This is a genomic window from Cupriavidus sp. AU9028, assembly GCF_019795295.1.
Lineage (GTDB): Bacteria > Pseudomonadota > Gammaproteobacteria > Burkholderiales > Burkholderiaceae > Cupriavidus.
The window spans coordinates 58,933-73,458 of the sequence record NZ_JAIMCG010000021.1; the positions used below are offsets into that span (position 1 = coordinate 58,933).

The 14,526-nt window shown below is 68.5% G+C and carries 10 protein-coding genes; 4 read left to right on the forward strand and 6 right to left on the reverse strand.

Going from position 1 to position 14,526, the window contains the following annotated elements; genetic code table 11:
• Positions 1-33: 33 nt before the first annotated feature.
• The 5 genes from K6V06_RS18990 to K6V06_RS19010 all read right to left on the reverse strand — a co-directional run bounded on the left by K6V06_RS18990 (position 34) and on the right by K6V06_RS19010 (position 6,369).
• Complete coding sequence (locus K6V06_RS18990; RefSeq protein ID WP_222245687.1) at positions 34-1,401, reverse strand: MFS transporter; 1,368 nt, start codon at positions 1,399-1,401, stop codon at positions 34-36.
• Between the two features lie 120 nt (positions 1,402-1,521).
• The gene (locus K6V06_RS18995; RefSeq protein ID WP_222245688.1) at positions 1,522-2,382 is read right to left on the reverse strand and encodes an alpha/beta fold hydrolase; all 861 of its coding nucleotides are present in this window, start codon (positions 2,380-2,382) and stop codon (positions 1,522-1,524) included.
• Positions 2,379-4,082: a benzoate-CoA ligase family protein gene (locus tag K6V06_RS19000; protein WP_222245702.1), complete on the reverse strand. Its 1,704-nt coding sequence runs from the start codon at positions 4,080-4,082 to the stop codon at positions 2,379-2,381. The genes K6V06_RS18995 and K6V06_RS19000 overlap by 4 nt, the downstream gene beginning before the upstream one ends.
• Positions 4,083-4,177: 95 nt before the next feature.
• Positions 4,178-5,767, reverse strand: coding sequence for a 3,4-dehydroadipyl-CoA semialdehyde dehydrogenase (locus K6V06_RS19005; protein ID WP_222245689.1), 1,590 nt, complete (start codon positions 5,765-5,767; stop codon positions 4,178-4,180).
• A gap of 137 nt (positions 5,768-5,904) precedes the next feature.
• Positions 5,905-6,369, reverse strand: a complete 465-nt coding sequence (locus K6V06_RS19010; RefSeq protein ID WP_222245690.1) for a DUF4863 family protein — start codon at positions 6,367-6,369, stop codon at positions 5,905-5,907.
• A 414-nt stretch (positions 6,370-6,783) separates the two neighbouring features.
• Between K6V06_RS19010 and boxC the strand changes: the two genes are divergently transcribed.
• From boxC to K6V06_RS19030, 4 genes are all read left to right on the forward strand, one after another.
• Complete coding sequence (boxC, locus tag K6V06_RS19015; RefSeq protein ID WP_222245691.1) at positions 6,784-8,442, forward strand: 2,3-epoxybenzoyl-CoA dihydrolase; 1,659 nt, start codon at positions 6,784-6,786, stop codon at positions 8,440-8,442.
• A gap of 54 nt (positions 8,443-8,496) precedes the next feature.
• Positions 8,497-9,924 (forward strand): benzoyl-CoA 2,3-epoxidase subunit BoxB, encoded by a 1,428-nt coding sequence (boxB, locus tag K6V06_RS19020; RefSeq protein ID WP_222245692.1) that lies wholly within the window; start codon positions 8,497-8,499, stop codon positions 9,922-9,924.
• A gap of 90 nt (positions 9,925-10,014) precedes the next feature.
• Positions 10,015-11,304: a benzoyl-CoA 2,3-epoxidase subunit BoxA gene (boxA, locus tag K6V06_RS19025; protein ID WP_222245693.1), complete on the forward strand. Its 1,290-nt coding sequence runs from the start codon at positions 10,015-10,017 to the stop codon at positions 11,302-11,304.
• Between the two features lie 144 nt (positions 11,305-11,448).
• Positions 11,449-13,077 (forward strand): rhodanese-related sulfurtransferase, encoded by a 1,629-nt coding sequence (locus K6V06_RS19030; protein ID WP_222245694.1) that lies wholly within the window; start codon positions 11,449-11,451, stop codon positions 13,075-13,077.
• Positions 13,078-13,114: 37 nt separating this feature from the next.
• On the opposite strand, the gene K6V06_RS19035 is transcribed toward K6V06_RS19030, so the two are convergent.
• A partial coding sequence (locus K6V06_RS19035; RefSeq protein ID WP_222245695.1) for a gamma-glutamyltransferase family protein occupies positions 13,115-14,526 on the reverse strand: 1,412 nt, incomplete at its 5' end.

Sequence of the window (14,526 nt, forward strand, 5' to 3'; positions counted from 1 at the left end):
TAGTCAGTGACGTTTCGCCTCCCGTTTGTCATATCAAGCTGCGGACCGCTCGCGCGCCTGAACCCGTGCCACGTCGCTACCTGCGGCAGCCACCGCCGACGCCGACCGGCGCTGGTCGATCATCGCGACCGCAATCGTTGCAATGACCGCCGGCACGGCGATGGCCAGGAAGTTCTGCTGCAGCGGCAGCGCCATCGACACCAGCACGCCGATCAGGATCGGTGCGAGGATGGCGCCGCTGCGCCCGACGCCCGAGGCCCAACCGATGCCTGTACCGCGGATCGCCATCGGGTAGAACTGTCCGGCATAGGCATAGGTGACGATCTGGGTGCCGATGGTGGACGCGCCGGCGAGCGCCACGACCACGAACAGCAGCGCGGTCGGCATCGGTTGACCCAGCAGCGTGATCGAGACCGCCGCGAGGGCGTACATGCCGACCAGCACGTGCTTGATCTGGAAGCGGTCGGCCAGCCAGCCGCCGCCGATCGCGCCGACCATGGCGCCGAAGTTCAGCACCAGCACGAAGGTCAACGCCGAACCCAGGCTGTAGCCGGCGCTTGCCATCAGCTTGGCGAGCCAGGAGCTGAGGGCGTAGACCATGAACAGGCACATGAAGAACGCGACCCAGAACATCAGCGTGCTGAAGGCGCGCCCGTCCTGGAACAGCTTGCCGATCGGCGCGTCGCCGCCCTTGTCGGGCTCGGGCAGCGCAAAGCGGTCGGTATCCTGCGGCCGATACGACGGTTCCATGCGTGCCAGCACCTGCTTCAATTCGTCCAGCCGGCCCTTGCGGATCAGGAAGGGCATCGATTCGGGCAGCACGCGCAGGACCACCGGGATCAGCAGCACCGGCAGGCCCGCCGCGAGGAAGACCGACTGCCAGCCGTGGCTCTCGATCAGCCCCTTGCCCAGCACCGCGGCGAGCATGCCGCCGACCGAATAGCCGCTGAACATCAGCGTCACCATGGTGCCGCGGATGCGGCGCGGTGAAAACTCGGTCATCTGCGCCACCACGTTGGGCATGACTCCGCCGATGCCGAGGCCGGCGAGAAAGCGCGTGATGCTGAAGCTGACCGGGTCGTTGGTGAAGCCGGCCGCCGCCGTGAAGACGCTGAACAGCAGGATGCAGATGGCGATGGCCCAGCGGCGGCCGATGCGGTCCGCAATGGTGCCCAGGAAGATCGCGCCGAACATCATGCCGAACAGCGCCGAGCTGACCATGAAGCCGGCGCTGGTGGCATCGACGCCCATCTCCTGCATGATCGACGGAAGCGCGATGCCGGCGACCGCGAGGTCGTAGCCATCGAAGATGATGATCAGCGCGCACCAGAACAGTACGCTGCCGTGAAAGCGATTGAAGCGGGCCTCGTCGGCCGTACGGTAAATGTCGAGCTGGCGCATCGCCTGTCTCCTCGTTGGATTCCCGGCAAACGCTGTCCTGCCGGAAAAGATGGCATCTCTGTTGCGTCGGGCCTGCGCCAGCCATGCGCGGGTGCAGGCCAGTGGCAGGGGGGCGACGTGCTAGCGGCCTGGTGCCGGCGTGATCGGTGGGTCGGCAGCGGGTTCGGGCTGCGGGGCTGCGGCACGGTGTCCGCGCACGAATGCGGACACTGCGTCGAGCAGCGCCTCTGGCTGGTCTCGATGCGGCGAGTGGCCGCATGCGGGCAGTTCGAGCAGCTGCGCGTGGGGCACGCGCCGGGCGATGCCCCGGATCTGCTCCAGCGTGCCGTACTCGTCGTCCAGCCCCTGCACCGCGAGCAGGGGGCAGGCGATGTCGCCGATCTCTGCCTCGATGTTCCAGTCGCGGAATGCGGGATGCAGCCAGATGTCGTTCCAGCCCCAGAACGCCGAGTCCGGATCGTCGTGATACCGGGCGAGCCGCGTGCGCAGATCCGTTGTCAGGTACGCTTGCCGGGCCTTCTGGATGCTGTCTACCGAGATGTCCTCGACGAGGATGTGCGGCGCGACCACGACGGCGCCCGCGACATGGGGTGCATACCGGGCGGCATGCAGCAGCGCGATGGAGCCGCCATCGCTATGGCCGAGCAGCCATGGCGGATGGGATGCGGTATCGATGTCCAGCGCCTGCAGCAGTGCCGGCAGGACCTCCAACGCCTGCCGGTGCATGAAGTCGGGGCGCCAGGCCTCATCCGGCTGGCGGGGCGTCGACCTGCCGTATCCCGGCCGCGAGTAGACCAGCCCGCGCAGGCCCGCCGCGTCGCACAGCTGCCGCGGAAACGCGCGCCACATCGCCACCGAGCCCAGCCCTTCGTGCAGGAACACCATCGTCGTCGCAGCGGGATTCTCGCTGCCGACCCACTGGTATTCGATGCGGGTCGTGCGGCCGTTCCAGTCCAGTTCAACGAAGCGGGACTCGCTCATGGCGCCACCGCGATGTGGACGGCCTGCGCCACCGGGGTGTCGGCCGGTCGCGCCTGGCCCACGCATGCGGCTTCCTGCCGGCCGCTGCGCTCGCGTTCCAGCTCGCGCAGCCGGAAGCGCTGGATCTTGCCGGTCGCGGTCTTGGGCAATGCGTCGACGAACTCGAGCAGACGCGGGTATTTGTAGGGCGCGAGGCGATCCTTGACGAAGCGCTTGAGGTCCTCGTCGCTGCACTGTGCGTCCGGCTTGAGCACGACGAACGCCTTGGTCTTGGTCAGCCCCTCGTCATCGGGCACGCCGATCACGGCCGCTTCGAGCACGGAGGGGTGTTGCATCAGGGTCGCCTCCACCTCGAATGGCGAGACATAGATGCCGCTGACCTTCAGCATGTCGTCGCTGCGCCCCGCATAGCAATACGTACCATCGGCATTGCGCACGTACTTGTCGCCGCTGCGCGTCCAGCTGCCCTGGAAGGTCGCGCGGGATTTCTCGCGGTCGCCCCAGTACATCACGGCGGCGCTGGGTCCCTGGATGAACAGATCGCCCACTTCGCCGTCGGGAACGGGCCGTCCCTGTTCGTCGCGCAGTTCCACCGCGTAGCCGGGCACGGGCCAGCCGGTGGTGCCGTAGCGCACCTGTCCGGGTCGGTTCGACAGGAAGATGTGGAGCATCTCGGTGGAGCCGATGCCATCGATGATCTCGCAGCCGAAATGCGCGGTAAACCGCTCGCCCAGCTCGGCGGGCAGGGCCTCGCCGGCGGACGAGCACAGTCGCAGCGCCACCGCTTCCCGCGCCGGCAGCGCGGGCGAGGCCAGCATGCCGGCGTAGCCGGTGGGCGCGCCGAAGAACACGGTGGCGCGCTGCTCGGTCCAGCGCCGGAAGATCGCTTCCGGGGTCGGCCGCTCGGCCATCAGCACCACCGTCGCGCCGACGCTCAGCGGGAAGGTCAGCGCATTGCCCAGGCCATAGGCGAAGTACAGCTTTGCCGCGGAGAAGCAGATGTCGTCCTCGCGCAGGCCCAGCACCGGCTTGCCATAGAGTTCGGCGGTCCACCAGGGATTGGCCTGCGAGTGCAGGACCCCCTTGGGTTTGCCGGTGGACCCGGAGGAATAGAGCCAGAAGCCGGGATCGTCGGGGCCGGTTGCGGCCGGCGTCTGCTGCGGCGCGTGCGACGCCAGCAGATCCTGCAGCGCATGCCGGGGAATCGAGCGGAACGAGGCGGACACGCCGGCGGCATCCTCCTGCGCCTGCCCCGACACGACCAGCGCGCCGACCTCGTGGCCGCCCTGTTGCTCGGCCAGTTGCAGGGCCTCGCCGAGCACTGGCAGCAACGCGCCGGATACCATCACCGCGCGAGCGCGGCTATGCCGCAGCATGTAGGCGTAGTCGTCCGGGGTCAGCAGCGTATTGACGGCGACCGGTACGATGCCGGCATGGATGGCGCCGAGGAAGCTGACCGGCCAGTCGCTGCAATCGTGCATCAGCAGCAGCACGCGCTCCTCGCGGCGCAGGCCGATGGCCTGCAGCGCGGTCGCGCTGCGGCGCACGAGGTCGTCCAGCTGGCCGTAGCTGAGGGTGCCGCGATCGTCGATGTACGCCGTCTTCGCCGCTCTGTCGCGATTGCAGGCAAGCAGATGCGCGGCGAAGTTGAACGGTGCCTGCGGCGGTGAGGGCAGGGTGTCGCTCGCTGTTGCCGGCATGCCGGGCACCGTGGTGGTTGCGCTGGTCATCGTGTCTCCCCGTAATGGTTGCTACAGCTGCGGCGCTGCGGCGCCGCTCGTCGTGTCGCGCGGCGTCAAGCGCCGGTGGCCAGGGCGCCGAGCACCGCGGTGCTGGCCTGCAGTGCGCAGCGCCGGTGATAGAAGTTCAGGGCGCGGATGCCGCCCAGCTCTTCGCCGCCTCCGGCGCGTCCCGGTCCGCCGTGCAACGACTGCGGCATGACGTTGCCGTGTCCGGTCTGCGTGCCGGCCACGTCCGGCGTAATGACGTGCACACGCCCCTGGCTGTCGGCCAGTTCCAGCGCCGTGGCGGCGAGCGTCGCCGCTTCGGTGCCATAGAGGGAGGCCACCAGCGAGCCCTTGCCGCGCCGGATCAGCGCGCACGCCTCGCCGATGTCCTGCTCCCGATTGCCGCTGCCGCCATAGGGGATCAGCGTAGCGACCGGACCGAAGACTTCCGTTTCGTGGACGATGTCGCTGCCGGCATCGCGCGCACCGAGCAGGGTCGGGCCGATGCAGCACGCTACCTGCGGGTCGGCGTCGATCAGCGGCGCCGCGGTGCCGTCCACCAGCGTCTGCGTCTGCGCTTGCAATGCGGCCAGGCCGGCATGCACGGCGTCCAGTTGCGTGCGGCTGACCAGCGAGCCCATGGTGACCGACGCGTTGCGGGGATTGCCGACGCTGACGCGCGCCAAGCGCTCGGCGATGGCGGCGGCCGCGGCGTCGTAGCAGTGCGCCGGCACCAGTACGCGCCGGATGGCGGTGCACTTCTGTCCGGACTTGACCGTCATCTCGCGCACGACTTCGTCGGCCAGCAGTTCCAGCGCCCGGCCGTCGGCACGGTCCGCGCGGTCCGCACCATCCGGCAGCAGCAGGGCCGCATTGACGCTGTCCGCCTCCACGTTCAGCCGCACCCCTTCCCGCGCGATGGCGGGGTGCGAGCGGATGCGCTGTGCCGTGTCGGCCGAGCCGGTGAAGGAGAGCAGGTCGAACGGTTGCAGCGCGTCGAGCAGTCCGGCCGGCGATCCGCAGACGATGGACAGCGCGCCGGCCGGCAGCACGCCGGCTTTCACCACGTCCTCGACCATGCGCTGGGTCAGCCACGCCGTCGCGGTCGCGGGCTTGACCACCACCGGCACGCCCGACAGCAGCGCCGGGCCTGCCTTTTCCCACAGTCCCCAGCCCGGGAAATTGAACGCATTGATCAGCAGCGCCAGGCCGCGGCTGGGCACCTGCACGTGCAGCGACTGGAACTGGCCGTCCTTGCTCAGCGATGCGGCTTCGCCGTCCGGCAGATGGCGCGCGTCGCCCAGCGTGGCGCCGATCCTGGCGTAGTGCTTCAGCGTGAAGATCGCCCCGTCGATGTCGACGGCGGAGTCGCGCCGCACCGTGCCGCTGTTGGCGGTCGCGATGTCGTAGTAGGCGTCGCGGTTCTGCTGCAGCACGTCGACCACGGCCGACAGCAAGGCGGCCCGCTCGCGATAAGTCAAGGCGCGTAGTGCCTTGCCGCCGTGCTCGCGCGCGAAGGCAAAGCCCGCTTCGAGGTCCAGGCCCTGCGCGTCGACGCGCACCAGCGCCTCGCCCAGCACGGGGTCACGCAGAAGCTGGCCGCCTCCGGTGCCGGTCTGCCAGCGTCCGGCCAGATGATTGGGCAGAATGGGTTGCATCGTGACTCCTGATGGCTGCTGCCGCCCCTGCATGGCCGGTGCGAGCCGGCTGGCGCTGCCGAGGCATGACGTACGGAACAGAAGAGACATGGCGGCCGAGGCGCGGGGCGGTGCGCCCGCCGACCCGGCCGTGACATTCAGCCTGTGAAATCGATGCGGCCGTCGGGCAGCAGGTACAGCACCAGCGCGCGCCCACCCGATACCGTGGGACGGTGCGCGCTGCCCGGCGGGCATACCAGCCAGCCGGCGCCGCGTCCGTCAAAACGGGCATCGCCTTCGATCGGCATGATCAGATCGATCTCGCCGTTGGGATGCACATGGTGCGGGCCCGCGATCTCCTGCATGTCGACGACATCGACGGAGAAGCCGTGCAGCACATCGGCGGGCTTGAAGATGCGGCCGTAGCGGATACCGCCCCCTTCCCGATGGCACAGCCAGCCTTGCTCGACCCCGGCCTCGCATGACGCTTTCAGCGCGCGATAGGCCGGGGAGTCGGGCCCGTACTCGGCGTTGAGCCAGGCGTCGAGCCGGTGGTCCAGCGGGCGGTCGGCCAGCCGGGCGGTCAGCGCGGACAGCTGTTGCTGCAGCAGTTGCGGGGTCATGGGGCGTCTCCTGTCAGGACCGTCCGCTATTCGATCGGCAGGTCCATGCATTATTGTGCATGGGAAAAATAGAACTGACGCCCCCTTAGTGTCAAGCAGTATATTGCCGGTATCAGGGTTTACTAGCAGTCTGCAAGCCCGAATCGGGCGCGAGCGCCGTTCGATGTGGCGGTCCAGACCGCCGGGCCGGCCCGCAGACAACGGCCCGCCGCGGGGCCACGGCAAAGCGGCGCTACCGCAGGGTCGCCGTCCTCCCGGAGGCGTTCCTTTCCGTCTATATAGTGCATGCGGATCCAGGCTTCACGGACGGTGCGAACATGCACAATAATGCTTGACAGCATCAAAAACGCTGCACTATCCTGCGTTTAACGATCCAGCGACACCATGTCGCGCCCCCGCAGAGGAGACACCGCCGTGACCCAGGTCCCCCGCGTCGACTACCAGACCGACCCCTCCCAATATCGCCACCTGAAGCTGCAGTTCGACGGTGCGATCGCTACCCTGACCCTGGACATTGACGAGAACGCCGGCCTGCGTCCCGGCTACAAGCTCAAGCTGAACAGCTACGACCTTGGCGTCGATATCGAGCTGAACGATGCGCTGAACCGCATTCGCTTCGAGCACCCGGAAGTGCGCACCGTGATCGTCACCAGCGCGCGCGACAAGGTGTTCTGCTCGGGGGCCAACATCTTCATGCTCGGCGTCAGCAGCCACGCGTGGAAGGTCAATTTCTGCAAGTTCACCAACGAGACCCGCAACGGCATCGAGGACTCGTCGCGCCATAGCGGCCTGAAGTTCATCGCCGCGGTGAATGGCTCGTGCGCCGGCGGCGGCTACGAGCTGGCGCTTGCCTGCGACGAGATCTTCCTGGTGGACGACCGCTCGTCGGCCGTCAGCCTGCCGGAAGTGCCGCTGCTCGGCGTGCTGCCCGGCACCGGCGGCCTGACCCGCGTCACGGACAAGCGCCACGTGCGCCACGACCTCGCCGACATCTTCTGCACCACGACGGAAGGGGTGCGTGGCCAGCGTGCCAAGGACTGGCGGCTGGTCGACGAGATCGCCAAGCCGGCGGTGTTCGCGCAGAAGGTGCAGGAGCGTGCGCTGGCGCTGGCCGCGACCAGCGACCGTCCCGAGGGCGCGCGTGGGGTTGCGCTGACGCCGCTGCAACGCAGCTTCGACGACGACGGCTTGCGCTACCAGTACGTGGACGTGCGCATCGACCGCGCGGCCCGCACCGCCAGCTTCGTCGTGCGTGCACCGTCCGGTCCCCAGCCCGAATCGATCGGCGCCATCGAGGAAGCCGGCGCGAGCTGGTATCCGCTGCAACTGGCGCGCGAGCTGGATGACGCCATCCTGTCGATGCGCACCAACGAGCTGGATATCGGCACCTGGCTGATCCGCACGGAAGGGGATGCCGAGGCGGTGCTGCGCACCGATGCCGTGCTGCTCGCCAACCGCGAGCACTGGCTGGTGCGCGAGACCATCGGCATGCTGCGCCGCACGCTAAGCCGCCTGGACGTGTCCTCGCGCAGCCTGTTCGCGCTGGTCGAGCCGGGCTCGTGCTTCGCCGGCACGCTGCTCGAACTGGCGCTGGCCTGCGACCGCGTCTATCACCTGGCGCTGCCCGACGACGAAGCGCGCGCCCCTCGCATCACGGTGGGTGAAGCCAACTTCGGCCTCTACCCGATGGCGACCGAACAGAGCCGGCTGGCACGCCGCTTCTACGAGGAAGCCGGGCCGATGGAAGCGGTGCGCGCCCGCGTCAACCAGCCGCTCGATGCCGATGCCGCGTTCGCGCTGGGACTGGCGACATCCAACCCGGACGATATCGACTGGACCGACGAGGTGCGGCTGGCAGTCGAGGAGCGCGTGGCGATGTCCCCCGATGCGCTGACCGGCATGGAAGCGAACCTGCGCTTCAACGGCCGCGAGACCATGTTCACGCGCATCTTCGGCAGGCTGACCGCCTGGCAGAACTGGATCTTCCAGCGGCCGAACGCGGTTGGCGACAAGGGCGCGCTGAAGGTCTACGGCAAGGGCGAGAAGGCAGCCTTCGACTGGAACCGCGTCTGATCGACCCCGCCGCACCGCAACCCGACACCAACGAGACAGCACCGGGAGACCACCATGTCCGGTATCAACTACAGCGAGAAGATCCCCAACAACGTCAACCTGAGCGAGGACCGCACGCTGCAGCGCGCGCTCGAGCAGTGGCAGCCGAACTACCTGAGCTGGTGGAACGACATGGGTCCGGAAGGCGCGCAGAGCCATGACGTGTACCTGCGCACGGCGATCAGCGTCGACCCGCAGGGCTGGGCGCAGTTCGGCTACGTCAAGATGCCGGAGTACCGCTGGGGCATCTTCCTGAACCCGGCCGAGAAGGACCGCAAGATCCATTTCGGCGACCATATCGGCGAGGACGCCTGGCAGGACGTGCCGGGCGAGTACCGCGCCAACCTGCGCCGCATCATCGTGACGCAGGGCGACACCGAGCCGGCCTCGGTGGAGCAGCAGCGCCATCTCGGCCTGACCGCGCCGAGCATGTACGACCTGCGCAACCTGTTCCAGGTCAACGTCGAAGAGGGCCGCCACCTGTGGGCGATGGTCTACCTGCTGCACAAGTACTTCGGCCGCGACGGGCGCGAGGAAGGCGAAGCGCTGCTGGAGCGGCGCAGCGGCCAGCAGGACAATCCGCGCATCCTGCAGGCGTTCAACGAGCAGACGCCGGACTGGCTCTCGTTCTTCATGTTCACCTACTTCACCGACCGCGACGGCAAGTTCCAGCTGTGCGCGCTGGCCGAAAGCGCATTCGATCCGCTGGCGCGCACGACGAAGTTCATGCTGACAGAGGAAGCGCACCACATGTTCGTTGGCGAAAGCGGCGTCTCGCGGGTGATTCAGCGCACCTGCCAGGTGATGAACGAGCTGAAGACCGACGACCCGGGCAAGCTGCGCGCCGCCGGCGTGATCGACCTGCCGACCATCCAGCGCTACCTGAACTTCCACTACAGCGTCACCATCGACCTGTTCGGCGCCGACGAATCGAGCAATGCCGCGACGTTCTACAGCAGCGGCCTGAAGGGGCGCTTCGAGGAAGGCAAGCGTGCCGACGACCACCGGCTCAAGGGCGACACCTACAAGGTGCTGCAGGTCGCCAACGGCCAGCTGGTCGAGAAGGAAGTGCCGATGCTCAATGCGCTGAACGAAGTGCTGCGCGACGACTATATTCGTGACAGCGTCGCCGGTGTGGAGCGCTGGAACCGGGTGATCGACAAGGCCGGCATCCCGTTCCGCCTGAAGGTCCCGCACAAGGCCTTTCACCGCAATATCGGTGCGCTGGCGGGCGTCAAGGTCGCGCCGGAAGGCCGCGTGGTGTCGGAAAACGAATGGCAGGCCAACGTTTCGCAATGGCTGCCGACCGACAGCGACCGCGCCTTCGTCGCCAGCCTGATGGGCCGCGTGGTCGAGCCCGGCAAGTTCGCCAACTGGATCGCACCGCCGGCGGTGGGCGTGAACCGCCAGCCCGCGGATTTCGAGTACGTGCGCTTCAACTAAAGCGGCGCGGGAAGGGGCGCCCGCGAGCAGGCACCCCGCCCGACGCCACCGGAGGCCGGCAGTCACCGCCGGCCCGGCATGGAGACCGCCATGGACATGGCCGATATTCAAGTCATCAAGCAGCACCTGATCGATCCGGAAATCTGCATCCGCTGCAATACCTGCGAAGCGACCTGCCCGGTCAATGCGATCACACACGACTCGCACAACTACGTCGTCGATCCGCAGAAGTGCAACCTGTGCATGGATTGCATCTCGCCCTGTCCGACGGGCTCGATCGACAACTGGCGCATGGTGCCGCGCGTGCGCGCCTACACCGTCGAGGAACAGTTCGGCTGGGACGTGCTGCCCGACGAACTGAGCAGCGAGCAGCTGGCGGGCGGACTGGGGCAGGCGCCCGAGGTCACCGCTGCGCGAAGCGACGGCGAAGTGATCGCCGTGGCCGAGGCCGTCATCGCCGAGGTGCAGCCCTTCAACAGCACGCAGTTCGGCGCAACCCAGCCGCCCTGGTCGGCCGCGCATTGCTACACCAACCTGTACGGTCCCAAGTCGCAGCGCAAGAGCATCCGCGCCACCGTCACCGGCAATGTGCGCGTGACCGAGGTCGGGCGGGAATACGACACCCACCATATCGTGCTCGACTTCGGCGCGATGCCGTTCCCGGTGCTGGAAGGCCAGTCGATCGGCATCGTGCCGCCTGGCGTGGACAGCCAGGGGCGGCCGCATCATGCGCGGCAATACTCGATCGCGAGCCCGCGCAACGGCGAACGGCCCGGGTACAACAACCTGTCGCTGACCGTCAAGCGCGTGCTGGAGGACTACCAGGGCAACCCGGTGCGCGGCGTCGCCTCGAACTATCTGTGCGATCTGCAGGTCGGCGACACCGTCGAGGTGATCGGGCCCTTCGGCGCCAGCTTCCTGATGCCGAACCATCCGCGCTCGAACATCGTGATGATCTGCACGGGCACCGGCAGCGCGCCGATGCGCGCGATGACCGAGTGGCGGCGCCGGCTGCGCAAGTCCGGCAAGTTCGACGACGGCAAGCTGATGTTGTTCTTCGGCGCTCGCACGCCGCAGGAGCTGCCGTACTTCGGTCCCTTGCAGAGCCTGCCGAGGGACTTCATCGACATCAACCTGGCCTTTTCTCGCGTGCCGGGTGAACCGCGCCGCTATGTGCAGGACATGATGCGCGAGCGGGTGGCGGACCTTGCCCCGCTGCTGGCCGATCCGGACACCTATATCTACGTGTGCGGCCTGAAGGCCATGGAGGAGGGCGTGGTGCTGGCGCTGCGCGATGTCGCCGAGCAGTCGGGCATCGCGTGGGAGCCGCTGGCGGCGGCGCTGAAGGAGCAGGGGCGGCTGCATCTGGAGACGTACTGAAGCTGGAGCCGCGGGGGGCAGGCAGTTGGTACGAATGCCGATGGCGGCCGTAACGGTTGCATGGCATTCTCGCCGCAGCTGGCCGCGGCTGCGGCCTTTCCTGCGTGACCGAACGCGCTCTACGCCAACGCTTGCTGCCCATCGATGACCGCCTCCGCCTTGCCGCCGTCCACTGTTTCCGCCCATCCCGTGCTGCCGGCTCTGACGGTGCGCCAGTACCTGGCCGAGCGCCGCGAAATCGCGCTGATCGACGTACGGGAAGAAGACCCCTTCGCGCACGGACATCCGCTGTGGGCAGCCAACCTGCCGCTGTCCCGGCTCGAATTGCTGGCTTGGACCCGGATTCCGCGACGCGATACCGTGGTGGTCGTCTACGGCGAGCACGACGGCATCGACCTTGCGCCCCGAGCCGCCCAGGTCCTCGCCGGGCTCGGTTATACCGCCGTGCATTTGCTCGAGGGCGGGCTGCAGGGCTGGATCGACAGCGGCGGCGAACTGTTCATCGACGTCAATGTCCCGAGCAAGGCGTTCGGCGAACTGGTGGAGGCCAGGCGCCATACGCCGTCGCTGGAAGCGAAGCAGGTCAAGGCGCTGCTCGACAGCCAGGCCGATGTGGTGGTGGTCGATGCGCGGCGCTTCGACGAATTCCAGACCATGAGCATCCCCACTGCCACCAGCGTGCCGGGCGGCGAACTGGTGCTGCGCGTGCGCGAGCTCGCGCCGGACCCGGCGACCACGGTGATCGTCAATTGCGCGGGCAGGACGCGCAGCATCATCGGCACGCAGTCGCTGATCAACGCTGGCCTTCCCAACCCCGTCGCCGCGCTGCGCAACGGCACCATCGGCTGGACGCTGGCCGGCCAGCAACTGGATCGCGGCGCCTCGCGCCAGGCGCCCGAGGCGGTCGGCGAAGACAACCGCGCCCGCGCGCGGGAAGGCGCGCGCGCGATCGCCGAGCGGGCAGGGGTGCGCCGCATCGCGCCGGACGCCGTGGCGGCGCTGGACGAGCCGGGACGCACGCTGTACCGCTTCGACGTGCGCACCGCGCAGGAGTACCAACGCGGCCATCTGCCGGGTTTCCGTCACGCGCCCGGCGGGCAGCTGGTGCAGGAAACCGACCACCATGCGCCGGTGCGCGGCGCGCGCATCGTGCTGGCCGATGACGACGGCGTGCGGGCCGACATGGCGGCCTCGTGGCTGGCCCAGATGGGCTGGGAGGTGTGGGTGGTCGAGCCGACCGGGGCGGATGCGCGGACGGCGGGCGGACCGGCGTCGGACGCGATCCCCGAGGCGCCCTCGGTGCAGACGGTCACGCCCGCCCGCCTGCAGGCCTGGTGCGGCGACAAGGAAGAGGACCGGCCCGTCATCCTCGACGTCGGTCCCGGTGTGTCCTACCTTGCCCGGCATGTGCCCGGCGCCTGGTATGCGATCCGGTCGCAGCTGGCGCAGGCACTGGCGCGAGTGCCAGGGTCACGGCGATACGTGCTGACCTGCGGCACCGGCCTGCTGGCGCGCTTCGCCGCACAGGATCTGCGCGAGCTGACGGACGCCGAGGTATGGGTGCTCGAAGGCGGCACCACGGCATGGATGGATGCGGGATTGCCGGTGGAAACCGGCGAATCGCGCCTGGCCGTTCCGCGCACCGACCGCTACCGCCGCCCCTACGAGGGCACCGACAATGCGGCGGCGGCGATGCAGGCCTATCTCGACTGGGAGTTCGGCCTGATCGCCCAGATCGAGCGCGATGGCACGCACAACTTCCGCGTGGTGTAGGTCGTGCGGCTCCGAGCGCGTGCCCGGCACGCCCGCCTCAGAACCCGACAGCCTGTCCGTCCCGCCGGGAGTCGGACGCCGCGATGTAGCCGCTCTGCGCCCTGTAGATGATCTGCGCGGAGCCGAACTCCAGGCTGTCGCGCTCCCCCACCTGCACGTGGTGCCCCAGCGCGCGCAGCCCCTCGAGGACGCGGGCCGGCATGTGCTGCTCGACATGGACTACCGGTCCGTGCTCGACGCGGAAGCGCGGCGCATCGCTCATCGCCTGCGGGTTTTGTCCGAAGGCCGCGAAGCGGGTCATCATCTGCACATGGCCCTGCGCCTGCATGGAGCCGCCCATCACGCCGAACGACATTGCCGGCTTGCCATGGCGGGTGACGAAGCCCGGAATGATGGTATGCATCGGCCGCTTGCGGCTGCCCACGCAATTGACGTGGCCGGGCTTGAGATTGAAACCCTCGCCGCGATTGTGCAGGGCGATACCGGTACCCGGCACCACGATGCCGGAACCAAAGCCACGGTAGTTGGACTGGATCAGCGAGACCATCGATCCGTTGGCGTCCGCGGCGGTCATGTAGACGGTGCCCTGCGACTTCGGCGCGCCGGCCGACGGCATCAGCACGCGGTCCATCGCAATCAGCGCGGCCCGCTCCTTCAGGTAGCCGGGGTCGAGCAGTTCGGCCGGCGTGCAACGCATGGTCCGTGGATCGGAGACATGACGATGCAGGTCGGCAAACGCCAGCTTCATCGCCTCGATGCTGACGTGGTAGAACTCGGTGCTGTCCACGCCCATGTTGGCCACGTCGAACTGATTCAGAATCCCGAGTCCGATCAGCGCGGCAATGCCCTGGCCGTTGGGCGGCAACTCGTGCAGGGTATAGCCGCCGAAGTCCTGCGAGATCGGCTCGACCCAGTCCACGCAGTGGTCTTCGAGGTCGTCCGCGCGCAGCGCGCCACCGGTTTCCTGCGCGAAGGCCACGATCCTGGCGGCCAGCTCGCCGCGATAGAAGCTGTCGCCACCGCTTTCGGCGATCTTGCGCAGCGTCGCCGCCTGCGCGGGAAAGCGCCAGAGCTGGCCCGCCTGCGGCGCCTTGCCGTCGGGCAGAAACGCTTGCGCAAAGCCGGGCTGGTCCTTCAGGACCGGCTCCTGCAGTGCCCATTGCCGGGCGATGCGCGGCGACACGAGGAAGCCGTTTTCCGCGTACTCGATGGCCGGCTCGAACAGCGTGGCAAAGGGCAGCTTGCCGAAGCGGTCCGACAGCGCCTTCCAGCCGGCGACGCCGCCGGGCACTGTCACGGTATCCCAGCCGGTCTGCGGCATCTTCTCGCGTCCGGAGAAGTGGGGGGGGGGGCCCGGCGCCCGCGCGCCGCCGCCGGCGGGGGGGGCGCGCCCCGCGCCCGGGGGGGCGCCCCCCGGGCCCCCGTCGCCCCCCCGGGCCGGGGGGGGGG